The 14,871-nt window shown below is 63.7% G+C and carries 13 protein-coding genes; 11 read left to right on the top strand and 2 right to left on the bottom strand.

Features of this window, described 5'->3' with window-relative positions; translation table 11 throughout:
* The coding region (locus FDN03_RS13940; protein WP_138178081.1) for a LysM peptidoglycan-binding domain-containing protein at positions 1 to 584 on the bottom strand (584 nt) is incomplete at its 3' end.
* A gap of 210 nt (positions 585 to 794) precedes the next feature.
* On the opposite strand from FDN03_RS13940, the gene FDN03_RS13935 reads away from it, so the two are divergent.
* Positions 795 to 1,148, top strand: a complete 354-nt coding sequence (locus FDN03_RS13935; RefSeq protein ID WP_246049511.1) for an Rv2175c family DNA-binding protein — start codon at positions 795 to 797, stop codon at positions 1,146 to 1,148.
* Positions 1,149 to 1,252: 104 nt separating this feature from the next.
* Here the strand turns inward: FDN03_RS13935 and FDN03_RS13930 are convergent, their stop codons facing one another.
* Positions 1,253 to 2,359 (bottom strand): polyprenyl synthetase family protein, encoded by a 1,107-nt coding sequence (locus FDN03_RS13930; RefSeq protein ID WP_138178079.1) that lies wholly within the window; start codon positions 2,357 to 2,359, stop codon positions 1,253 to 1,255.
* Between the two features lie 165 nt (positions 2,360 to 2,524).
* Between FDN03_RS13930 and dinB the strand changes: the two genes are divergently transcribed.
* From dinB to murD, 10 genes are all read left to right on the top strand, one after another.
* Positions 2,525 to 3,718: a DNA polymerase IV gene (dinB, locus tag FDN03_RS13925; RefSeq protein WP_138178077.1), complete on the top strand. Its 1,194-nt coding sequence runs from the start codon at positions 2,525 to 2,527 to the stop codon at positions 3,716 to 3,718.
* A 190-nt stretch (positions 3,719 to 3,908) separates the two neighbouring features.
* Complete coding sequence (locus FDN03_RS13920; RefSeq protein WP_054820652.1) at positions 3,909 to 4,295, top strand: DUF3040 domain-containing protein; 387 nt, start codon at positions 3,909 to 3,911, stop codon at positions 4,293 to 4,295.
* 514 nt (positions 4,296 to 4,809) lie between these two features.
* Complete coding sequence (gene mraZ, locus FDN03_RS13915; RefSeq protein ID WP_054820651.1) at positions 4,810 to 5,241, top strand: division/cell wall cluster transcriptional repressor MraZ; 432 nt, start codon at positions 4,810 to 4,812, stop codon at positions 5,239 to 5,241.
* Positions 5,242 to 5,400: 159 nt separating this feature from the next.
* Positions 5,401 to 6,393: a 16S rRNA (cytosine(1402)-N(4))-methyltransferase RsmH gene (gene rsmH, locus FDN03_RS13910; RefSeq protein ID WP_138178075.1), complete on the top strand. Its 993-nt coding sequence runs from the start codon at positions 5,401 to 5,403 to the stop codon at positions 6,391 to 6,393.
* 43 nt (positions 6,394 to 6,436) lie between these two features.
* Positions 6,437 to 7,204, top strand: coding sequence for a hypothetical protein (locus FDN03_RS13905; RefSeq protein ID WP_054820650.1), 768 nt, complete (start codon positions 6,437 to 6,439; stop codon positions 7,202 to 7,204).
* A gap of 74 nt (positions 7,205 to 7,278) precedes the next feature.
* Complete coding sequence (locus FDN03_RS13900; RefSeq protein ID WP_249354583.1) at positions 7,279 to 9,096, top strand: penicillin-binding protein 2; 1,818 nt, start codon at positions 7,279 to 7,281, stop codon at positions 9,094 to 9,096.
* Positions 9,090 to 10,700 carry a UDP-N-acetylmuramoyl-L-alanyl-D-glutamate--2,6-diaminopimelate ligase gene (locus FDN03_RS13895; RefSeq protein WP_138178073.1) on the top strand — a complete coding sequence of 537 codons (1,611 nt, stop codon included), beginning with the start codon at positions 9,090 to 9,092 and terminating at the stop codon, positions 10,698 to 10,700. The genes FDN03_RS13900 and FDN03_RS13895 overlap by 7 nt, the downstream gene beginning before the upstream one ends.
* A gap of 28 nt (positions 10,701 to 10,728) precedes the next feature.
* Positions 10,729 to 12,186 carry a UDP-N-acetylmuramoyl-tripeptide--D-alanyl-D-alanine ligase gene (murF, locus tag FDN03_RS13890; protein ID WP_138178071.1) on the top strand — a complete coding sequence of 486 codons (1,458 nt, stop codon included), beginning with the start codon at positions 10,729 to 10,731 and terminating at the stop codon, positions 12,184 to 12,186.
* Positions 12,183 to 13,286 carry a phospho-N-acetylmuramoyl-pentapeptide-transferase gene (gene mraY, locus FDN03_RS13885; protein ID WP_138178069.1) on the top strand — a complete coding sequence of 368 codons (1,104 nt, stop codon included), beginning with the start codon at positions 12,183 to 12,185 and terminating at the stop codon, positions 13,284 to 13,286. The genes murF and mraY overlap by 4 nt, the downstream gene beginning before the upstream one ends.
* The gene (gene murD, locus FDN03_RS13880; protein WP_138178067.1) at positions 13,268 to 14,845 is read left to right on the top strand and encodes a UDP-N-acetylmuramoyl-L-alanine--D-glutamate ligase; all 1,578 of its coding nucleotides are present in this window, start codon (positions 13,268 to 13,270) and stop codon (positions 14,843 to 14,845) included. Before mraY ends, murD begins: the two co-directional genes overlap by 19 nt.
* The last annotated feature ends 26 nt before the right edge of the window (positions 14,846 to 14,871 follow it).

Below are 14,871 nucleotides of genomic sequence, written 5' to 3'. Positions count from 1 at the left end.
CCGAAGTTCAGCTTCTGTCCGACGTAGATGCGGTCGCCGGAGGGGTTTCCTGCGGCCTTGCGGACCTCGGAGAGGGAGACGTCCAGGCGGTGGGCGATGTGGCCCATGGTGTCTCCGGCCTTCACGGTGTAGCTTTCGCTGCTGGCCGCGCCGCGGGTGTTCTTCGCGGTCTTCTTCTCAGACGAGGAATTCTTGCCTGGAACCTTCAGCTTCTGGCCCTCGCGGATCAGGTCGCTGTCTAGGTCATTGATCTTCTTCAGTTCGGAGACCGAGGAATCGTATTCGCGAGCCAGGCTCCACAACGAAGCGCCCGACGGCACCTTAATCTCCTTGACCTGCCGTTGCGCGGGCAATCCCAGGGTAGGGATTCGCGAGGCCAACAGGTGGGCCTTGATGTGTTCTTCAGCGATCTTCACCGTCTGGGGGGAAACGCTCTTGGGCGTCAAGACGGAGGATTTGGTCAACTCTACTTGCGAGGCCTGGGCCGGGGCTGCGGCAAGGCTGCCCAGGACAACCGCCGGAATTGCTGCACCAGCGACGGCACTCAACGCATGCTTGGTGACACGAATCGAATCTTGGGGCATGTATTTTTCCTCAATTGAAGGAGTCGATGAGACCTGAGCAACCCTTTCCACGACGAGAATGATGTTGTTGTGGATTGTGTTGCAATTGTTATCAAAGTGATATCTGAAAATTTACACTACTAGTGGGGCGCAAGGAAACCAATGGGTCAGGTTTTCCTCAAGTTTTCATTATGCGAACACAACTCCCGTGGAGTGTGCGACCCTTAAAGCGTGAAAGAACTAGAGAATCTCATTGGGGAATGGCTGAACCTGCCGGACATGGCAGAGGCCTTGGACACCGATATTCGTCAGGTACACCGGCTCATCGACGATCGAAAAATCATCGCGGTTCGCATCGGGGAACCTCCGGTGCGTTCGGTTCCCGCAGAATTTGTCATGGACGGGCAAGTTGTAGACAGCCTAAAGGGAACCCTAACGGTGCTGCGCGACGCTGCCTTCTCGGACGAGGAAGCTCTCCGCTGGCTTTTTACGCCGGACGACACCCTGCCCGGGACGCCGATGGAAGCACTGCGTCAGGGACGCAAGACCGAAATTCGTCGTCGTGCCCAGGCCATGGCCTGGTAATCACGCCGAACAGAACAAAAATCCGTTGCCCCGAGGAGGGCAACGGATTTTTTATGCTCCTCAGGCATCTGTAGGTGTATCAGTCGGTCTTTATCGAATAGTAATCACTTGATGCGTTTGGTCACGGCATCGCTAAGCAGGGCCATGCCAGCGACCGCCAGGGGTGCAACCGGGATCCGCTCCATCGCGGTCAACGCGGTGGCGGTCAACTCCTCAATGCTCTGTTCGGTGGCCTTCAACGCACCGCATTCCTTGAGGATTGAGCTGATGTGCAGTACCTCATCGTCGCTGAGGTCGGGCGCGCCAAGGCGCTCGGTGATTAGTTGGCGTTCCGCATCGGAGGCCAGGAGCATGGCGTGCGCGATCATTTCCGTGCGCTTGCCCTCGCGCAGGTCGTCGCCCGCCGGCTTGCCGGTGATCGAGGGATCACCAAATACGCCCAGGACGTCATCCCGCAACTGGAATGCCTCACCCAGGGGTAGCGCGAAGGCCTGATAGGAATCCAACAAGTCCGGGCTGGCGCCGGCAAGAGCCCCACCCAGGAGGAAGGGATTCTCCGTGGAGTACTTCGCCGACTTGTAGCGCACGATCGTGCGCGCCCGCTTGACCGCTTCGGCCGGGTCGTAAGCCGACCCAGCCGATTCCTCCAGAATGTCCAGGTACTGACCGGCCATGACCTGGGTGCGCATCCGATTGAAAATGCGACGAGTATCGGCAGTTGCGGAGGCTACCGAGGCGAACACCTCTTCGCTTAGCGACAGACACAGATCTCCCGCCAGGATTGCGCTGGCCCCACCGTAATGGGCCGCATCACCGCTCAGTCCGGCCTCACGGTGCTGCGCCTCGAAGCGCTTGTGCACGCTGGGCTGTCCCCGTCGTGTATCGGAACGGTCAATTAGGTCATCGTGGATCAGCGCGGCCGCCTGAAAGAGCTCCAGCGAAACACCCACCTTCACGATGTCATCGTCCATCGCGTCCCCGCCAGCTCCAATGAATCCCCAGAAGGCGAAAGCCGGCCGCAGTCGTTTGCCCCCGCGGGTTAGGGCCTTAATGGCGTCAACCAAGGCCACGGCGCTGGCGGTAATGGAGCCTACCTCGGCCGCTTTGGCCTCAAGGAATGAGTCCAATTCTGCGGTTAACCGCTGCGTGTAAGTCCGGGTGAGCTCTTCAGCTTCAGGCGCTTGGGCAACAATGGACTGGGGCAGCGACATTCGGTTCCAATTCTCTGTATGACGAGGGAAAGAGATTACATCCACTCTACCGTCTCGCCGGGTTGGCGCACGTTGCGGGTGAGGAATTCACGGCCAGCGGAAAGATGCTGGACGGGCACCGGAAGAACTCGTCAATTTGTCGGTACGCACCGGTAAACTTAAGCCATGACTGATAAGGCTGAGCGGGCGATTTTGCACGTGGACATGGACGCCTTCTTCGTGTCAGTGGAACTGCTGTCTCGCCCAGAGCTAGCGGGCAAGCAGGTGATTGTTGGGCACCCGCAGGGGCGCAGCGTCGTGCTTTCAGCATCCTACGATTGCCGGGCCCTGGGAGTTCATTCGGCAATGCCGATGTCCCAGGCGATGGGCCTGGCCCCGAATGCAACCATCGTGGAACCGAACCATCACAGCTACTCTGCGATTTCCGCCAAGATCATGCAGTACTTCTCCACGATTACCCCTCTGGTCGAACAGCTGAGCATTGACGAGGCGTTCCTGGACGTGACCGGCAGCATGCGGCGCCTGGGCGGCCCGGTGCGGATCGCCCAGCAGATCAAGCAGTACCTCAAGGATGAGCTGGGGCTTCCGGCCAGCGTCGGGATCGCCCGCAATAAGTTCGTGGCCAAGTTGGCATCGGAGCATGCCAAGCCCAACGGCCTGGTGGTCGTGGCACCGCAGCGCACCGTTGAATTTCTGCATCAGTTGCCGGTCTCTGCGCTGTGGGGCGTGGGGAAGCGTTCCCTGGAGCAGCTGCATCGGGCAGGGATTGAAACCGTGGAACAGCTGGCCCAGTACCCGGAAAATGTCATGGTGCAAAAATTTGGCGAGCATGGCCGCAACCTGCACCGCTTGTCCCGGGGGATCGACGACCGCGAAGTGGTTCCCGTGCGGCAGGAAAAGTCGCTCTCGGCCGAACACACCTTTGATTCGGACCAGAGCGAGTTAAAGCTTTTGGAAGATGAACTGGTGGTGCTCAGCCACAAGGTTGCCCAACGCCTGCGCCGCTCTGGAAAGCTGGCCGAGGCGCTGGCCATCAAGATCAAGTACCAGGACTTCACCACGGTTAATCGTTCCAAAACGCTGCCGGCAGCCACGGATTCTCCCTCGGCTCTGACTAACGGCGTGCTTGAACTGTTCCGCCGTCTGCTGCCACTGCCGCAAGCAGTGCGTCTGGTGGGGGTTAGGGCAGAACGGCTGGGGCAGGAAACCCAGGGAGTGCAGCTGTCCTTGGACCCGATTGACGAGAAGACCCGTGAAGCGGAAAAGATCGCTGACAGCATCGCGCTGAAGTTCCCATCCCAGCGGCTCACTCCAGCGCGGCTATTGCGACCCAAAGGCCCGTCTTCAACTGACTCATGACACCTGGGCCGCATCGCTGAGACTAAGTCTTATTAACAGCGCAACGGCTGAACTAGCAGCCTCGAGTCTAAAAAGACTATCCTTAGAGATACGTAGGAGATTTCCCGCGGGGAACAAAATCTTGCGGTAAACCGTTCTACTGGGTGAGGACGGAGTCGGTCGTCACGCAGGGACTTGGAAGGAGAAGACGATGCCACTATCTGAGCATGAGCAACGTCTGCTGGAGCAGCTTGAAAAGCAGCTGCATGAAGATCGTCGCTTCGCTTCCAACATGAAAGCTCCCGGCAATAGCGGACGCCTGTCGACCCGCAACATCGCTCTTGGCGCCCTGATCTTCATTGTCGGATTGGGGGCGCTGATCTTCGGAATCTCCCAACAACTGATCGTGGTGGGCGTGATCGGTTTCGCGGTCATGTTTGCAGGCGTAGCCCTGGCACTGAAGAAGTCCGCCAAGGGTAAGCTGGGAGGAAATCCGCTGAAGAGCGGATCAAAGACCGCCAACCGCGGCAGCTCCCAGTTCATGAGCGGTCTTGAAGAAAAGTGGAACCAGCGTAAGCGGGACCAGCGGGATAGCTAGAGCTTCCCGAAGCAATTGGCACGATCCAATGGATCGTGCCTTTTCGTTTTAACCCTCTTGCTTGGCAGCTCTGACCAACTGCGCCGGCAAGGCTGCACAAACCCCAATGCCATGGCCGTTGCCGGCGGCCGTGCCGGCGGTCCTGCGTCAGCTAGCGAGCAACGAACTCTAAGTAGATTCCAAGGTTGCCCTAACCCGCCGTGTTTCGCGTGTTCTGCACCACTCTCTACCGCTCCGGGTAATCTTCCCCCACTTTCCTCCACTGCTCCTCCGGGCCAGCGAATTTCGCGCGGAATCGGGGTTTGAGAGGGGGTAGGAGCCACGCCCTGGGTCAAAACAGCCCAAATCCCTCCACCGTCCACCCCCGCGAAACTAGCCCGAAATCCCGCGGATTATTTCTCTATTACTGAGCTAAAACACCTCCGGTCGCGTTGACAGTGGGGAGTGGTGGAGTAAAGTGGAGGACAGTAGAGGAAGATGGCGGAATCACCACTTCATGCGAAAGGCGGTGTGTATGTTCCTTGGAACTTATACACCGCGTCTCGATGACAAGGGGCGGTTGATTCTTCCTGCTAAATACCGCGAGGAACTGTCATACGGACTGGTTCTGACCCGCGGGCAGGAACGGTGCATCTACGTCTTTAGCCAACGGGAATTTGAGAAGCAGCACGAGCAGCTCGCGCAGGCATCTCTTTCATCCCGGCGGGCTCGAGACTATGCACGTGTATTTCTGTCCGGGGCGTCGGACGAAGTGCCGGATAAGCAGGGCCGGGTCACCATTCCTTCGATGCTGCGTTCCTACGCCGGGCTGGACCGTGAGGTCACGGTCATCGGTGCAGGCAACCGCGTGGAGATCTGGGACACCACGGCGTGGCAGGACTACCTGCAGCAGCAGGAAGAGGCCTTCTCCGATACCGATGAAGACGAACTTCCAGGACTTGGATAAGTAGTTTTACGAACCATGGGGGCACAGCTGGGATGAGATCTCCAGCCATCTCAAGGCGGTTCGGCCCTGGCTTCACTTCCCCGGAGCCAGAACCGAACACCGGCTTTTGGGTTGGAGGGGGATCTGATCCCAGCACACGACACGGCGAAAGGGGGCACTATGCCGGTTAGCGGCGAAGAACGTCCAACATCCGAGCGGCATATTCCCGTCCTTAAGGACCGTTGCCTGAACTTGCTCGCTCCGGGTATTGAGCGGGCCAATGCGGAGAATCGCCGCGCCGTCGTCGTGGACTGCACGCTGGGCATGGGAGGGCATTCAGAGGCCATCCTGCAACGCTTCGAGAACGTACACCTCATTGGGCTGGACCGTGACGAACAAGCGCTGGCCTTGGCCGGAGCCCGTCTTGAGCCCTTCGCCGACCGCATCGACCTGGTCCACGCGGTCTACGACGAAATCGCGGACGTGGTCCAGGACCTTGGCTTTACCGGCATTGACGGGGTGCTCTTTGACCTCGGTGTCTCTTCACTGCAGCTGGACGAGCGGGAACGCGGATTCGCGTACTCATACGACGCCCCCTTAGATATGCGCATGGACACCTCTGTGGGGCCCACCGCGGAGGACCTGGTGAACGACCTGGACCGCGGTGAGCTGCAGCGGATCATCCGCCAATGGGGCGAAGAGAAGTTCGCCGGGCGTATTGCCTCGGCCATTGTTCAGCAGCGCCAGGACGCGCGCATCAGCACGACAGCCCAGCTGGTGGAGGTCATCCGCTCGGTGGTTCCCGCAGCCGCTGCCCGCAACTCGGGTCATCCGGCCAAACGAACCTTCCAGGCGCTGCGCATCGCGGTCAACGAGGAGCTTGATGTGCTTGAGCGCGCGATTCCGTCCTCCATGGGCGCCCTGAACGTGGGTGGCCGAATTGTGGTCATGAGCTACCACTCGCTGGAAGACAAGATCACCAAGAGATTTTTTGTGCAGGGTTCAACGTCCTCGGCACCCCCGGGGTTCCCTGTTGAGCTCGAAGAGCACAAAGCGGAATTCAAGGTCCTCACCAAGGGGACCGAGAAGCCAAGTGAACAGGAAATCGCTGAAAACCCTCGCGCCGCCTCGGCCCGCCTGCGGGCCGTGGAGCGCATCCTGAAGAGGAGCTAGCATGAGCCAACGTGCCCCGCGACGTCTGCCGAGGACCGCAGCTATGACTGCCCAACCCGTGGTTGAGGGCGCCACTGCCAAATCGGCGCGCCCCGAACCGGTGGCCGCCAGCGAAGTTCCGTTCGTTGATCCGAAACAGCGCACGACGTTGTCCCTGGTGCCCAACACCAGCCCGAAGCGCCGTCGCCCGCTGGTGGTCATGGTCTCCGTGCTCGCATTGCTGGCCTTCGCGGTGATCGTCACCCTGGTTCTGCTGAACACCTCCGTGGCCCAGCGTCAGTACGAAATGGTGTCGCTGCGTCATCAGGAACGCGAGCTGTCACAGGAAAATCAGGCCCTGCTGAAGGAAGCGCAGTCCCTGGCCGCCCCGCAGACCCTGGCCAAGCGTGCCAAGGAACTTGGGCTGGTGGCCCCGGCCGCCCCGGGTTTGGTTGACCTGGAAGACGGCAAGATCAGCAAGGAAGCCGAATCGGCCTCCAAGGACGCCGCCGCGCACGCCGACTATGCAAGCCTGCCGCTGCCGGGGGAGAACATCCGCTCCAAGGCCAGCGATGACGCCGAAAGCGCCCGCGTGGCCAAGGCGAACAAGGAAAAGGAAGCCACGGCGGGCTCCTCCAGCGAAGCGGAGGCCGGTGAAGCCAAGACCGAATCCGACGCGCCACAGCAAAGCGAGCCCAAGGAATCCTCCAAGGCCCCGGCCGCCGAGGAAACGGCACGTGAGAAGGGCAGCGACGGGCGCCCGGTATTCGAGGACAAGGAGCTGAACGGCGGCTCGATCCCGGCACCGTCGATCAAATCCCCGGCAAACTAGGAATCGCTTTCTAAGCTTGAATATGGCGGCAGGATTCGCTGTCGGAAATGAAGTTGAGGGGAAAGAGCTGGAGCGTGAACCCAACGAGCATTGATACAGCGAAGCGCCGGATGCGGCTGGTGCTCATCCTGTCCCTGGCCGCGCTGTTGGCCATCGCCGGGCGGCTGTTCTATGTCCAGGGCATCAATGCCGCACAGGTTGCCCAGACCGCGCAGGACAACCGCATGCGCGAACAGGTCATCACCCCGACCCGCGGCTCGATCGTCGACCGCAACGGCACCACGCTGGCTGTCAGCGTGGACCGCTACGACCTGGTGATCGACCAGCGCGAGCAGAAGGACATGATCTCGCGCAAGAAGCGCGACGGATCGAATGAGCGCGAAAAGATCACCTACGAGCAGGCCGCCAAGGAGATCGCCGAAATCCTGGACCAGGATGTCGAGCAGGTCTCCGATGCGATCCGTCCCGAGGACGGGGAAAAGCCCAAGGGGTACGTGGTCGTCGCCAAGGGGGTTACCCCCGAGATCAAGAACGAGGTCATGGAAGTCGGGGTTCCGCGCCTGATCTCCCAGCTGCGCAGTGAGCGCCAGTACCCGCAGGGTGTCATCGCCGGACCGCTGCTGGGCTTCGTGCGCAACTCCGAGGACCAGACGTCCGTGGTCGGCGCCGAGGGCCTTGAGCTGAGCCAGGAGCAGCGCCTGCGCGGCACCGACGGCAGCCGCAAGATCGAAGTGGGGGCCGACGGGGTGCGCATCGCCGTCGCCGACAGCGAGGAAGTCCCGGCCGTGGATGGCCAGGACGTGAAGCTGACCATTGACTCGGACATCAACTTCGTCGCCCAGCGCGAAGCCGAGAAGAAGCGCGCGGAATTCAACGCCGAATGGGTCTCGGTCGTGGTGCAGGAAGTGAAGACCGGCAAGATCCTTGCCATCGGGGACTCCGCCCAGCTGGATCCGAACAACCCGGGGGCCACCCCCGGGGAGTTCCGCCGCTCGGTGTCCATCACCCGCGCCTTCGAGCCCGGCTCCACCGGCAAGGCCGCCACCTTCGCCGCGGCCATCGACGCCGGGAAGGTCAAGCCCACCGACGAATTCCGGGTGCCGAACAAGTACACGGTGAGCAAGGAGACCATCAACGACTCCCTGCCGCACGCCACCTATGACATGACCGTCTCTGGCATCTTCGCCCGCTCCTACAACACCGGCACGGTGATGGTCGGCGAAAAGATGAGCAACCAGGAACGCTACGAGTACATGCGCAAGTTCGGGCTGGGTGACGCAATCCAGCTTGGCCTGAACGGGGCGAGCAAGGGCCTGCTGGCCGAGCCGAAGGCCTGGGACCGCCGCCAGCAGTACACCACCATGTTCGGCCAGGGCTACTCGCAGACCGTGCTGCACACCGCCTCCATTTTCCAGACCCTGGCCAACGGCGGGGTGCGCATCCCGCCGAGCCTGATTGAGAGCTACGTCAACCCCGACGGCACCGAGGAGAAGCCCGAAGCCGGGCAGAACACCCGGGTTGTGAAGAAGTCAACAGCACAAGAGATGCTCAAACTCATGGAATCGGTCGTCGAAGAGGGCACCGGTACTAAAATGAAGATTCCGGGTTACCGCGTGGGAGGCAAGACCGGTACCGGTCAGGCCGCCGGCGAATCCGGCGGCTACGACGGCTACACCTATTCCTTCGCCGGGGTCGCCCCGCTGGATGATCCGCAGTTCGTGGTCGTTGCCACCATGTACCGGCCCAAGGGCAACTGGCGCAACTTCTCGGTGGCCGACACCTTCACCGAGGTCATGAGCCACACGCTGAACACCTTCAACGTGCCCCCGTCCTCCACGGAACCCGATACCTATAACGTCTTTGTCGGTAAGGAACAGAAGAAACCTTGGTAAACCACCAGCCGGAATCACCGCGCGAGCTCGAACGCCACCTGCGCCCCACGGCCCGCACGGCGATCTCCTGGGCCCGACTGTGCGCCGCCGTGCAGGCGCAGAGCACCTCCGGCGCCGGGCAGGACCTGGAACTGACCGGCGTGAGCCTGAACCCGCAGACCGTGCAGCCCGGGGACGTGTTCCTGGCGATTTCCGGGGCCAAGCGCCACGGTGCCCAGTTCCTCCCCGACGCCCTGGCCAATGGGGCGCTGGCGGTCATCACCGACGCCGCCGGACAGGAGCTGATCGGCAGCCAGGCCCAGGTGCCGGTGGGCATCGTCCCGGACGTGCGGGCCATCGCCGCCACCGCAGCCGCCGCCGTCTACGGCACCGATGCCGGCACACCGGAGCTCTTCGGGGTCACCGGCACCAACGGCAAGACCACCACCACCTTCATGATCCGCTCCCTGCTGGAGGCCCTGGGCCGCAACACCGGGCTGATCGGCACCATCGAAATGTCCGTTCGCGGGCGCATCATCCCCAGCGTGCTCACCACCCCCGAATCCACCCAGCTGCACGGCCTGCTGGCCCGGATGGGGGAGCAGGACGTGCAGGCGGTGGCCATGGAGGTCTCCAGCCACTCGCTGAGCTACAACCGGGTGGCCGGGCTGAAGTTCGCCGTCGCCGGATACACCAACCTCACCCAGGACCACCTGGACCTGCACGGATCCATGGAAGAGTACTTCGCCACCAAGGCCCGGCTCTTTGAACCCGAACGCTGCGAGCAGGCCGTGGTGCTCGTCGATGACCAGTACGGCCGCAAACTGGCGAAGAACGCCCGCGTCCCGGTGACCACGCTCAGCCTGGACGCCGCAAACCCGGCCGCCCAGTGGGTGGTGGAGGAGCTGGCCCCCAGCGGGCTGGGCCACGCCTTCACACTGCGCCACCGGGACGGACAGCGCCTGGCGCTGCGCACCGGGCTGCCGGGCCTGTTCAACGTCGCCAACGCGGCCCTGGCCGTGTGCATGGTCCTGGCCAGCGGGGTCGACCCCCAGCGGCTGCAGCAGGTGCTTGACGCCCACGACCCGCTTTCCCTGTCGGTGCCGGGGCGGATGCAGGTCATCAGCGAGCAGCCGGTGGCCGTGGTCGACTTTGCCCACAACTCCGATGCGCTGATCAAGGCGCTGGGTTCACTGCGCCCCGGCGACGGGGGACGGCGCATCATCGTCTTCGGGGCCACCGGGGAACGGGACACCACCAAACGCCCGGACATGGGCGCGGTGGCGGTACGCAACGCCGACATCGTCATCGTCACCGACGACGACCCGCACGACGAGGACCCGGCGCAGATCCGCGAACAGGTGGCCGCCGGCGCCCAGGCGGAAATCGACGCGGGCGGCCACGGCGTCAAGCTGTACAACGTCGCGCCACGCGATGCCGCCGTGGAGTTCGCTGTGAGTTTGGCCAACCCGGCCGACGCCATCCTCGTGGCCGGGCGCGGACACGAAGTTAGCCAAGAAGTCGCCGGAATCGACGTTGCGCTGGATGACCGCCAGGAGCTGGCCCAGGCGCTGTCGAAACACGGATTCACGCCCCTTTCGCCGATCGCACAGACGATTGACTAACCCGCCTGAGTGTAAAGTCCTAAATGCCATGATTGAACTGTCCATCCAACAAATCCTTGATATCACCGGCGGGCGGGCGAGCCAGAGCCTGGACCCGGCCGGGGTCATCAGCTCCGTCACCACCGACTCGCGCGAGGTCGGCGCCGGGGCGCTGTTCGTTGCCAAGCCCGGCGAATTCTCCGACGGGCACGCCTTCATCGACCAGGCGCTTCAGGCCGGGGCGATCGCCGCCCTGGCCGAACGCGAAACCTTGACCGAACAGCGTCAGCCGCACCCGGCGATCATCGTGCCGGACGCGGTGGAGGCGATGGGCCTGATTGCCGCCCACATCGTCAAGTTCCTCAAGGAACGCAACGACGCGGTCGTCGTGGGCATCACCGGTTCGGCCGGCAAGACCACCACCAAGGACCTGCTGGCGGCCCTGCTGTCCACCGCCGGCCCCACCGTTTCACCAATCGGCTCCTACAACGGCGAGGTCGGGGTGCCGCTGACCATCTTCAGCGCCACCGAAGAGACCAAGTACCTGGTCGTGGAAATGGGCGCCACCGGGATCGGACACCTGACCTACCTGACCGGCATGGTCAAGCCGCAGCTGGGCGTGGTGCTCTGCGTCGGCAGCGCCCACGCCGGCGAGTTCGGCGGGGTGGAGAACATCGAGAAGGCCAAGGGCGAACTCGTTGAGGCGCTGCCCGCCAACGGGACCGCGCTGCTGAACGTCGAGGACCCGCGGGTGGCCCGCATGGCCTCGCGCACCGAAGCCGACGTGCAGTACTTCGGTGCCGCCAACCAGGCCCCGGCGAATGCGGCCGTGTGGGCGAGCGAGGCCGACACCGACGCCAACGGCCGGCTCAGCCTGGTGCTGAACTTCCCGGACGGCTCCACCCACCGGATCACCAGCGGACTGCTGGGCAGACACCACGTCACCAACATCACCGCCGCAGCCAGCGCCGCCTACGTGCTGGGCCTGGCCCCGGCGCAGATCGCCGCGACCCTCGACGGCCTGCAGGCCGGCAGCCGCTGGCGCATGGAGCGCATTGAACGCGTCGACGGGGTGAGCATCATCAACGATGCGTACAACGCGAACCCCGACTCGATGCGCGCCGCCCTGATCACCCTGGCCGAACTGGGTCTGCCCAACGAGCAGGGGGTGGCCCGGCGAACCTGGGCCGTGCTTGGCTCCATGCTGGAACTGGGCCCGGATTCGGTGCTGGAGCACGACAAGCTCGGGCGCCTGGCCGTGCGCATGAACATCAAGAAGCTGGTGGTCGTGGGCCGTGAAGCCAAACCGGCCTACAACTCGGCGGTCCTGGAGGGCAGCTGGGGAGAGGAAGCCCACTACGTTGAAGACCTCGACGAGGCACGACAGCTGCTGAACGAGCAGCTGGAACCCGGAGACATTGTCTTGTTCAAGTCATCAAACGGTGCGGGGCTGCGTTTCCTCGGAGATGAGATTGCCGCAGAGGTAAAGGAAGGCCGCAAAGCGTGATCGCATTAATTTTGGGGGCAGGCATCGCCCTGGTGCTGACCATGGTGGTCATGCCGCTGTACATCCGCCTGCTGACCAAGAAGCAATACGGCCAGGTCGTCCGCGACGACGGACCGAACTCGCACTCGGTCAAGTCCGGCACCCCCACCATGGGCGGTGTGGTGATCGTGCTGAGCGTGTTCATCAGCTACTTCGCCACCCACGGCATCCTGGCCCTGCTGGGCCGGGCCAGCGCCGGCATCACCCCCAGCGGTCTGCTGGTGCTGCTGCTCTTTGGCGGGATGGGCCTGGTCGGCTTCCTGGATGACTTCATCAAGATCGCCAAGAAGCGTTCCCTGGGGCTGCGCGCCTGGCAGAAGATCGTGCTGCAGGCCGTGGTGGGCGTCAGCTTCTCCGTGCTGGCCCTGCAGTTCCCCAACGACAAGGGCCTGACCCCGGCCTCCACCGCCATCTCCTTCCTGCGCGACACCAACATCGACCTGGCCTTTGCCGGCCCGATGCTGGGGCTGGTGCTGTTCGTGATCTGGTCGAACTTCATCGTCACCGCCACCACCAACGGCGTGAACCTCACCGACGGGCTGGACGGGCTGGCCACCGGCGCCTCCATCATGGTTTTTGGCGCGTACACCCTGATGGGCATCTGGCAGCAGAACCAGGCCTGCACCATCCCCACCCCCGCCCAGGTCTGCTACACCGTGCGCGACCCGCTGGACCTGGCGCTGCTGGGCGCCACAATCTCCGGCGCCCTGGTCGCCTTCCTGTGGTGGAACGCCAAGCCGGCGAAGATCTTCATGGGGGACACCGGTTCGCTGGCCATCGGCGGCGCGGTCGCCGCGATGGCGATCCTCTCGCGCACCCAGCTGCTGCTGGTCATCATCGCCGGGCTGTTCGTGATGATCGCCCTGTCGGTGATCATCCAAGTCGGCTACTTCAAGCTCTCCGGCGGCAAGCGCGTCTTCAAGATGGCGCCGCTGCAGCACCACTTTGAGCTCTCCGGCTGGTCCGAGGAGAACGTGGTGGTCCGTTTCTGGATCTTGGCCGGGCTGTTCGTCGCCGCCGGGCTGGGGCTCTTCTACTCTGAATGGGTTGTGGCACTGTGAGTGAACGTCTGGACGAACTAACCAGCTGGGATGCGAACTGGAAGGGCCTGCGCGTGGTCGTGGCGGGCCTGGGCCTGTCCGGCTTCTCCGCCGCCGACACCCTGATCGAACTCGGCGCCCTGGTCACCGTGGTGGACGGACGCGAGGACGCGGTGAACGTGCAGCGCGCCGACACGCTGAAGATCGTCGGGGCCCAGCAGGTGCTGCTGGGGGCCGAGCACGTCACCGGGCTACCGCAGGTGGACGGGCAGCAGCCCGAGCTGGTCATCGCCTCCCCGGGCTGGAACCCGCGCCACCCGGTGCTGGCCGAGGCCGCGGAAGCCGGCATCCCGATCTGGGGCGACGTGGAACTGGCCTGGCGGGTGCAGACCCGCGCCGGCCGCCCGGCCCCGAAGTGGCTGGCGGTGACCGGCACCAACGGCAAGACCACCACCGTGGGCATGACCGAATCGATCCTGCTGGCCGCCGGCAAGAAGGCGATTGCGGTGGGCAACGTGGGCACCCCGATCCTGGATGCCGTGCGCGACCCGCAGGGCTTTGAGGTCCTGGTGGTGGAGCTGTCCAGCTTCCAGCTGCACTTCACCCATTCGATCTCCCCGCTGGCCTCCGTGGTGCTGAACCTGGCCGAGGACCATGTGGACTGGCACGGCAGCTTTGAGGCGTACAAGGCCGACAAGGCCAAGATCTACGCGCGCACCCAGATCGCCGCGATCTTCAACGTGGAGCAGGAAGAAACGATCACGATGGTGGAAAACGCCGAGGTGATCGAGGGCTGCCGCGCCATCGGCTTCACCACCAACACCCCGGCGGTGTCCATGGTGGGCATCGTCGAGGGGCTGCTGGTGGACCGCGCCTTCATCGAGGAACGGCACAGCTCCGCGGTGGAACTGATCGCCCTGGAGCAGATCGGGGAAATTGTTCCCCGGCACACCGCCGCGAACGCCGCCGCCGCCGCGGCCCTGACCCGCGCCTATGGGGTGCCGGCCGAGGCCGTGGCCCGGGGGCTGGGCGGCTTTGACGCCGGGGCCCACCGCATCCAGGCGGTCGCCCGGCGCGAGGACATCCTGTGGATCAATGACTCCAAGGCCACCAACCCGCACGCCACCGACGCCTCGCTGAGCGCCTTCACCAAGGTGGTGTGGATCGCCGGGGGAGTCTCCAAGGGCGTGGACTACCACCAGCTGGTGGCCAAGCACGCCGCGCGGCTGCGCCACGTGCTGCTGATCGGCACCGACAACGACGCCCTGCGCCAGGCCCTGGCCAAGCACGCCCCGGCGGTCCCCGTCGAGGACATCACCGCGGCCGCCACCGCTGCGGACGGAACCCTGCCGGCCGGGCCGACCGTGATGACCCGAGCGGTGCGCCGGGCCCACACCCTGGCCACCGCCGGGGACACGGTGCTGATGGCCCCGGCCGCGGCCTCCATCGACCAATTCACTTCCTACGCGCAGCGTGGCAACGCGTTCATCAGCGCGGTCAGTGATCTGATGGAACACGACCCGCTCACCACCGATCCGGCAGCCCCGGACCCGGCAGATGAGAGCGGAGAAGGCAACTAACCAGGCAACAGGCAACGGGGGAGGAC

Origin of the sequence: Glutamicibacter sp. V16R2B1, assembly GCF_005774635.1 — a bacterium.
GTDB classification, from domain to species: Bacteria; Actinomycetota; Actinomycetes; order Actinomycetales; family Micrococcaceae; genus Glutamicibacter; species Glutamicibacter creatinolyticus.
Note: the sequence above shows the minus strand (reverse complement) of the source record. Positions and strands in the feature narration are given on the sequence as shown.

What these genes read in the sequence shown, in the direction of transcription:
- FDN03_RS13930 (WP_138178079.1), bottom strand. Translation starts at nt 2,359, where the DNA reads ATGTCGCTGCCCCAGTCCATTGTTGCCCAAGCGCCTGAAGCTGAAGAG.
- dinB (WP_138178077.1), top strand. Translation starts at nt 2,525, where the DNA reads ATGACTGATAAGGCTGAGCGGGCGATTTTGCACGTGGACATGGACGCC.
- FDN03_RS13920 (WP_054820652.1), top strand. Translation starts at nt 3,909, where the DNA reads ATGCCACTATCTGAGCATGAGCAACGTCTGCTGGAGCAGCTTGAAAAG.
- mraZ (WP_054820651.1), top strand. Translation starts at nt 4,810, where the DNA reads ATGTTCCTTGGAACTTATACACCGCGTCTCGATGACAAGGGGCGGTTG.
- rsmH (WP_138178075.1), top strand. Translation starts at nt 5,401, where the DNA reads ATGCCGGTTAGCGGCGAAGAACGTCCAACATCCGAGCGGCATATTCCC.
- FDN03_RS13905 (WP_054820650.1), top strand. Translation starts at nt 6,437, where the DNA reads ATGACTGCCCAACCCGTGGTTGAGGGCGCCACTGCCAAATCGGCGCGC.
- murF (WP_138178071.1), top strand. Translation starts at nt 10,729, where the DNA reads ATGATTGAACTGTCCATCCAACAAATCCTTGATATCACCGGCGGGCGG.
- murD (WP_138178067.1), top strand. Translation starts at nt 13,268, where the DNA reads ATGGGTTGTGGCACTGTGAGTGAACGTCTGGACGAACTAACCAGCTGG.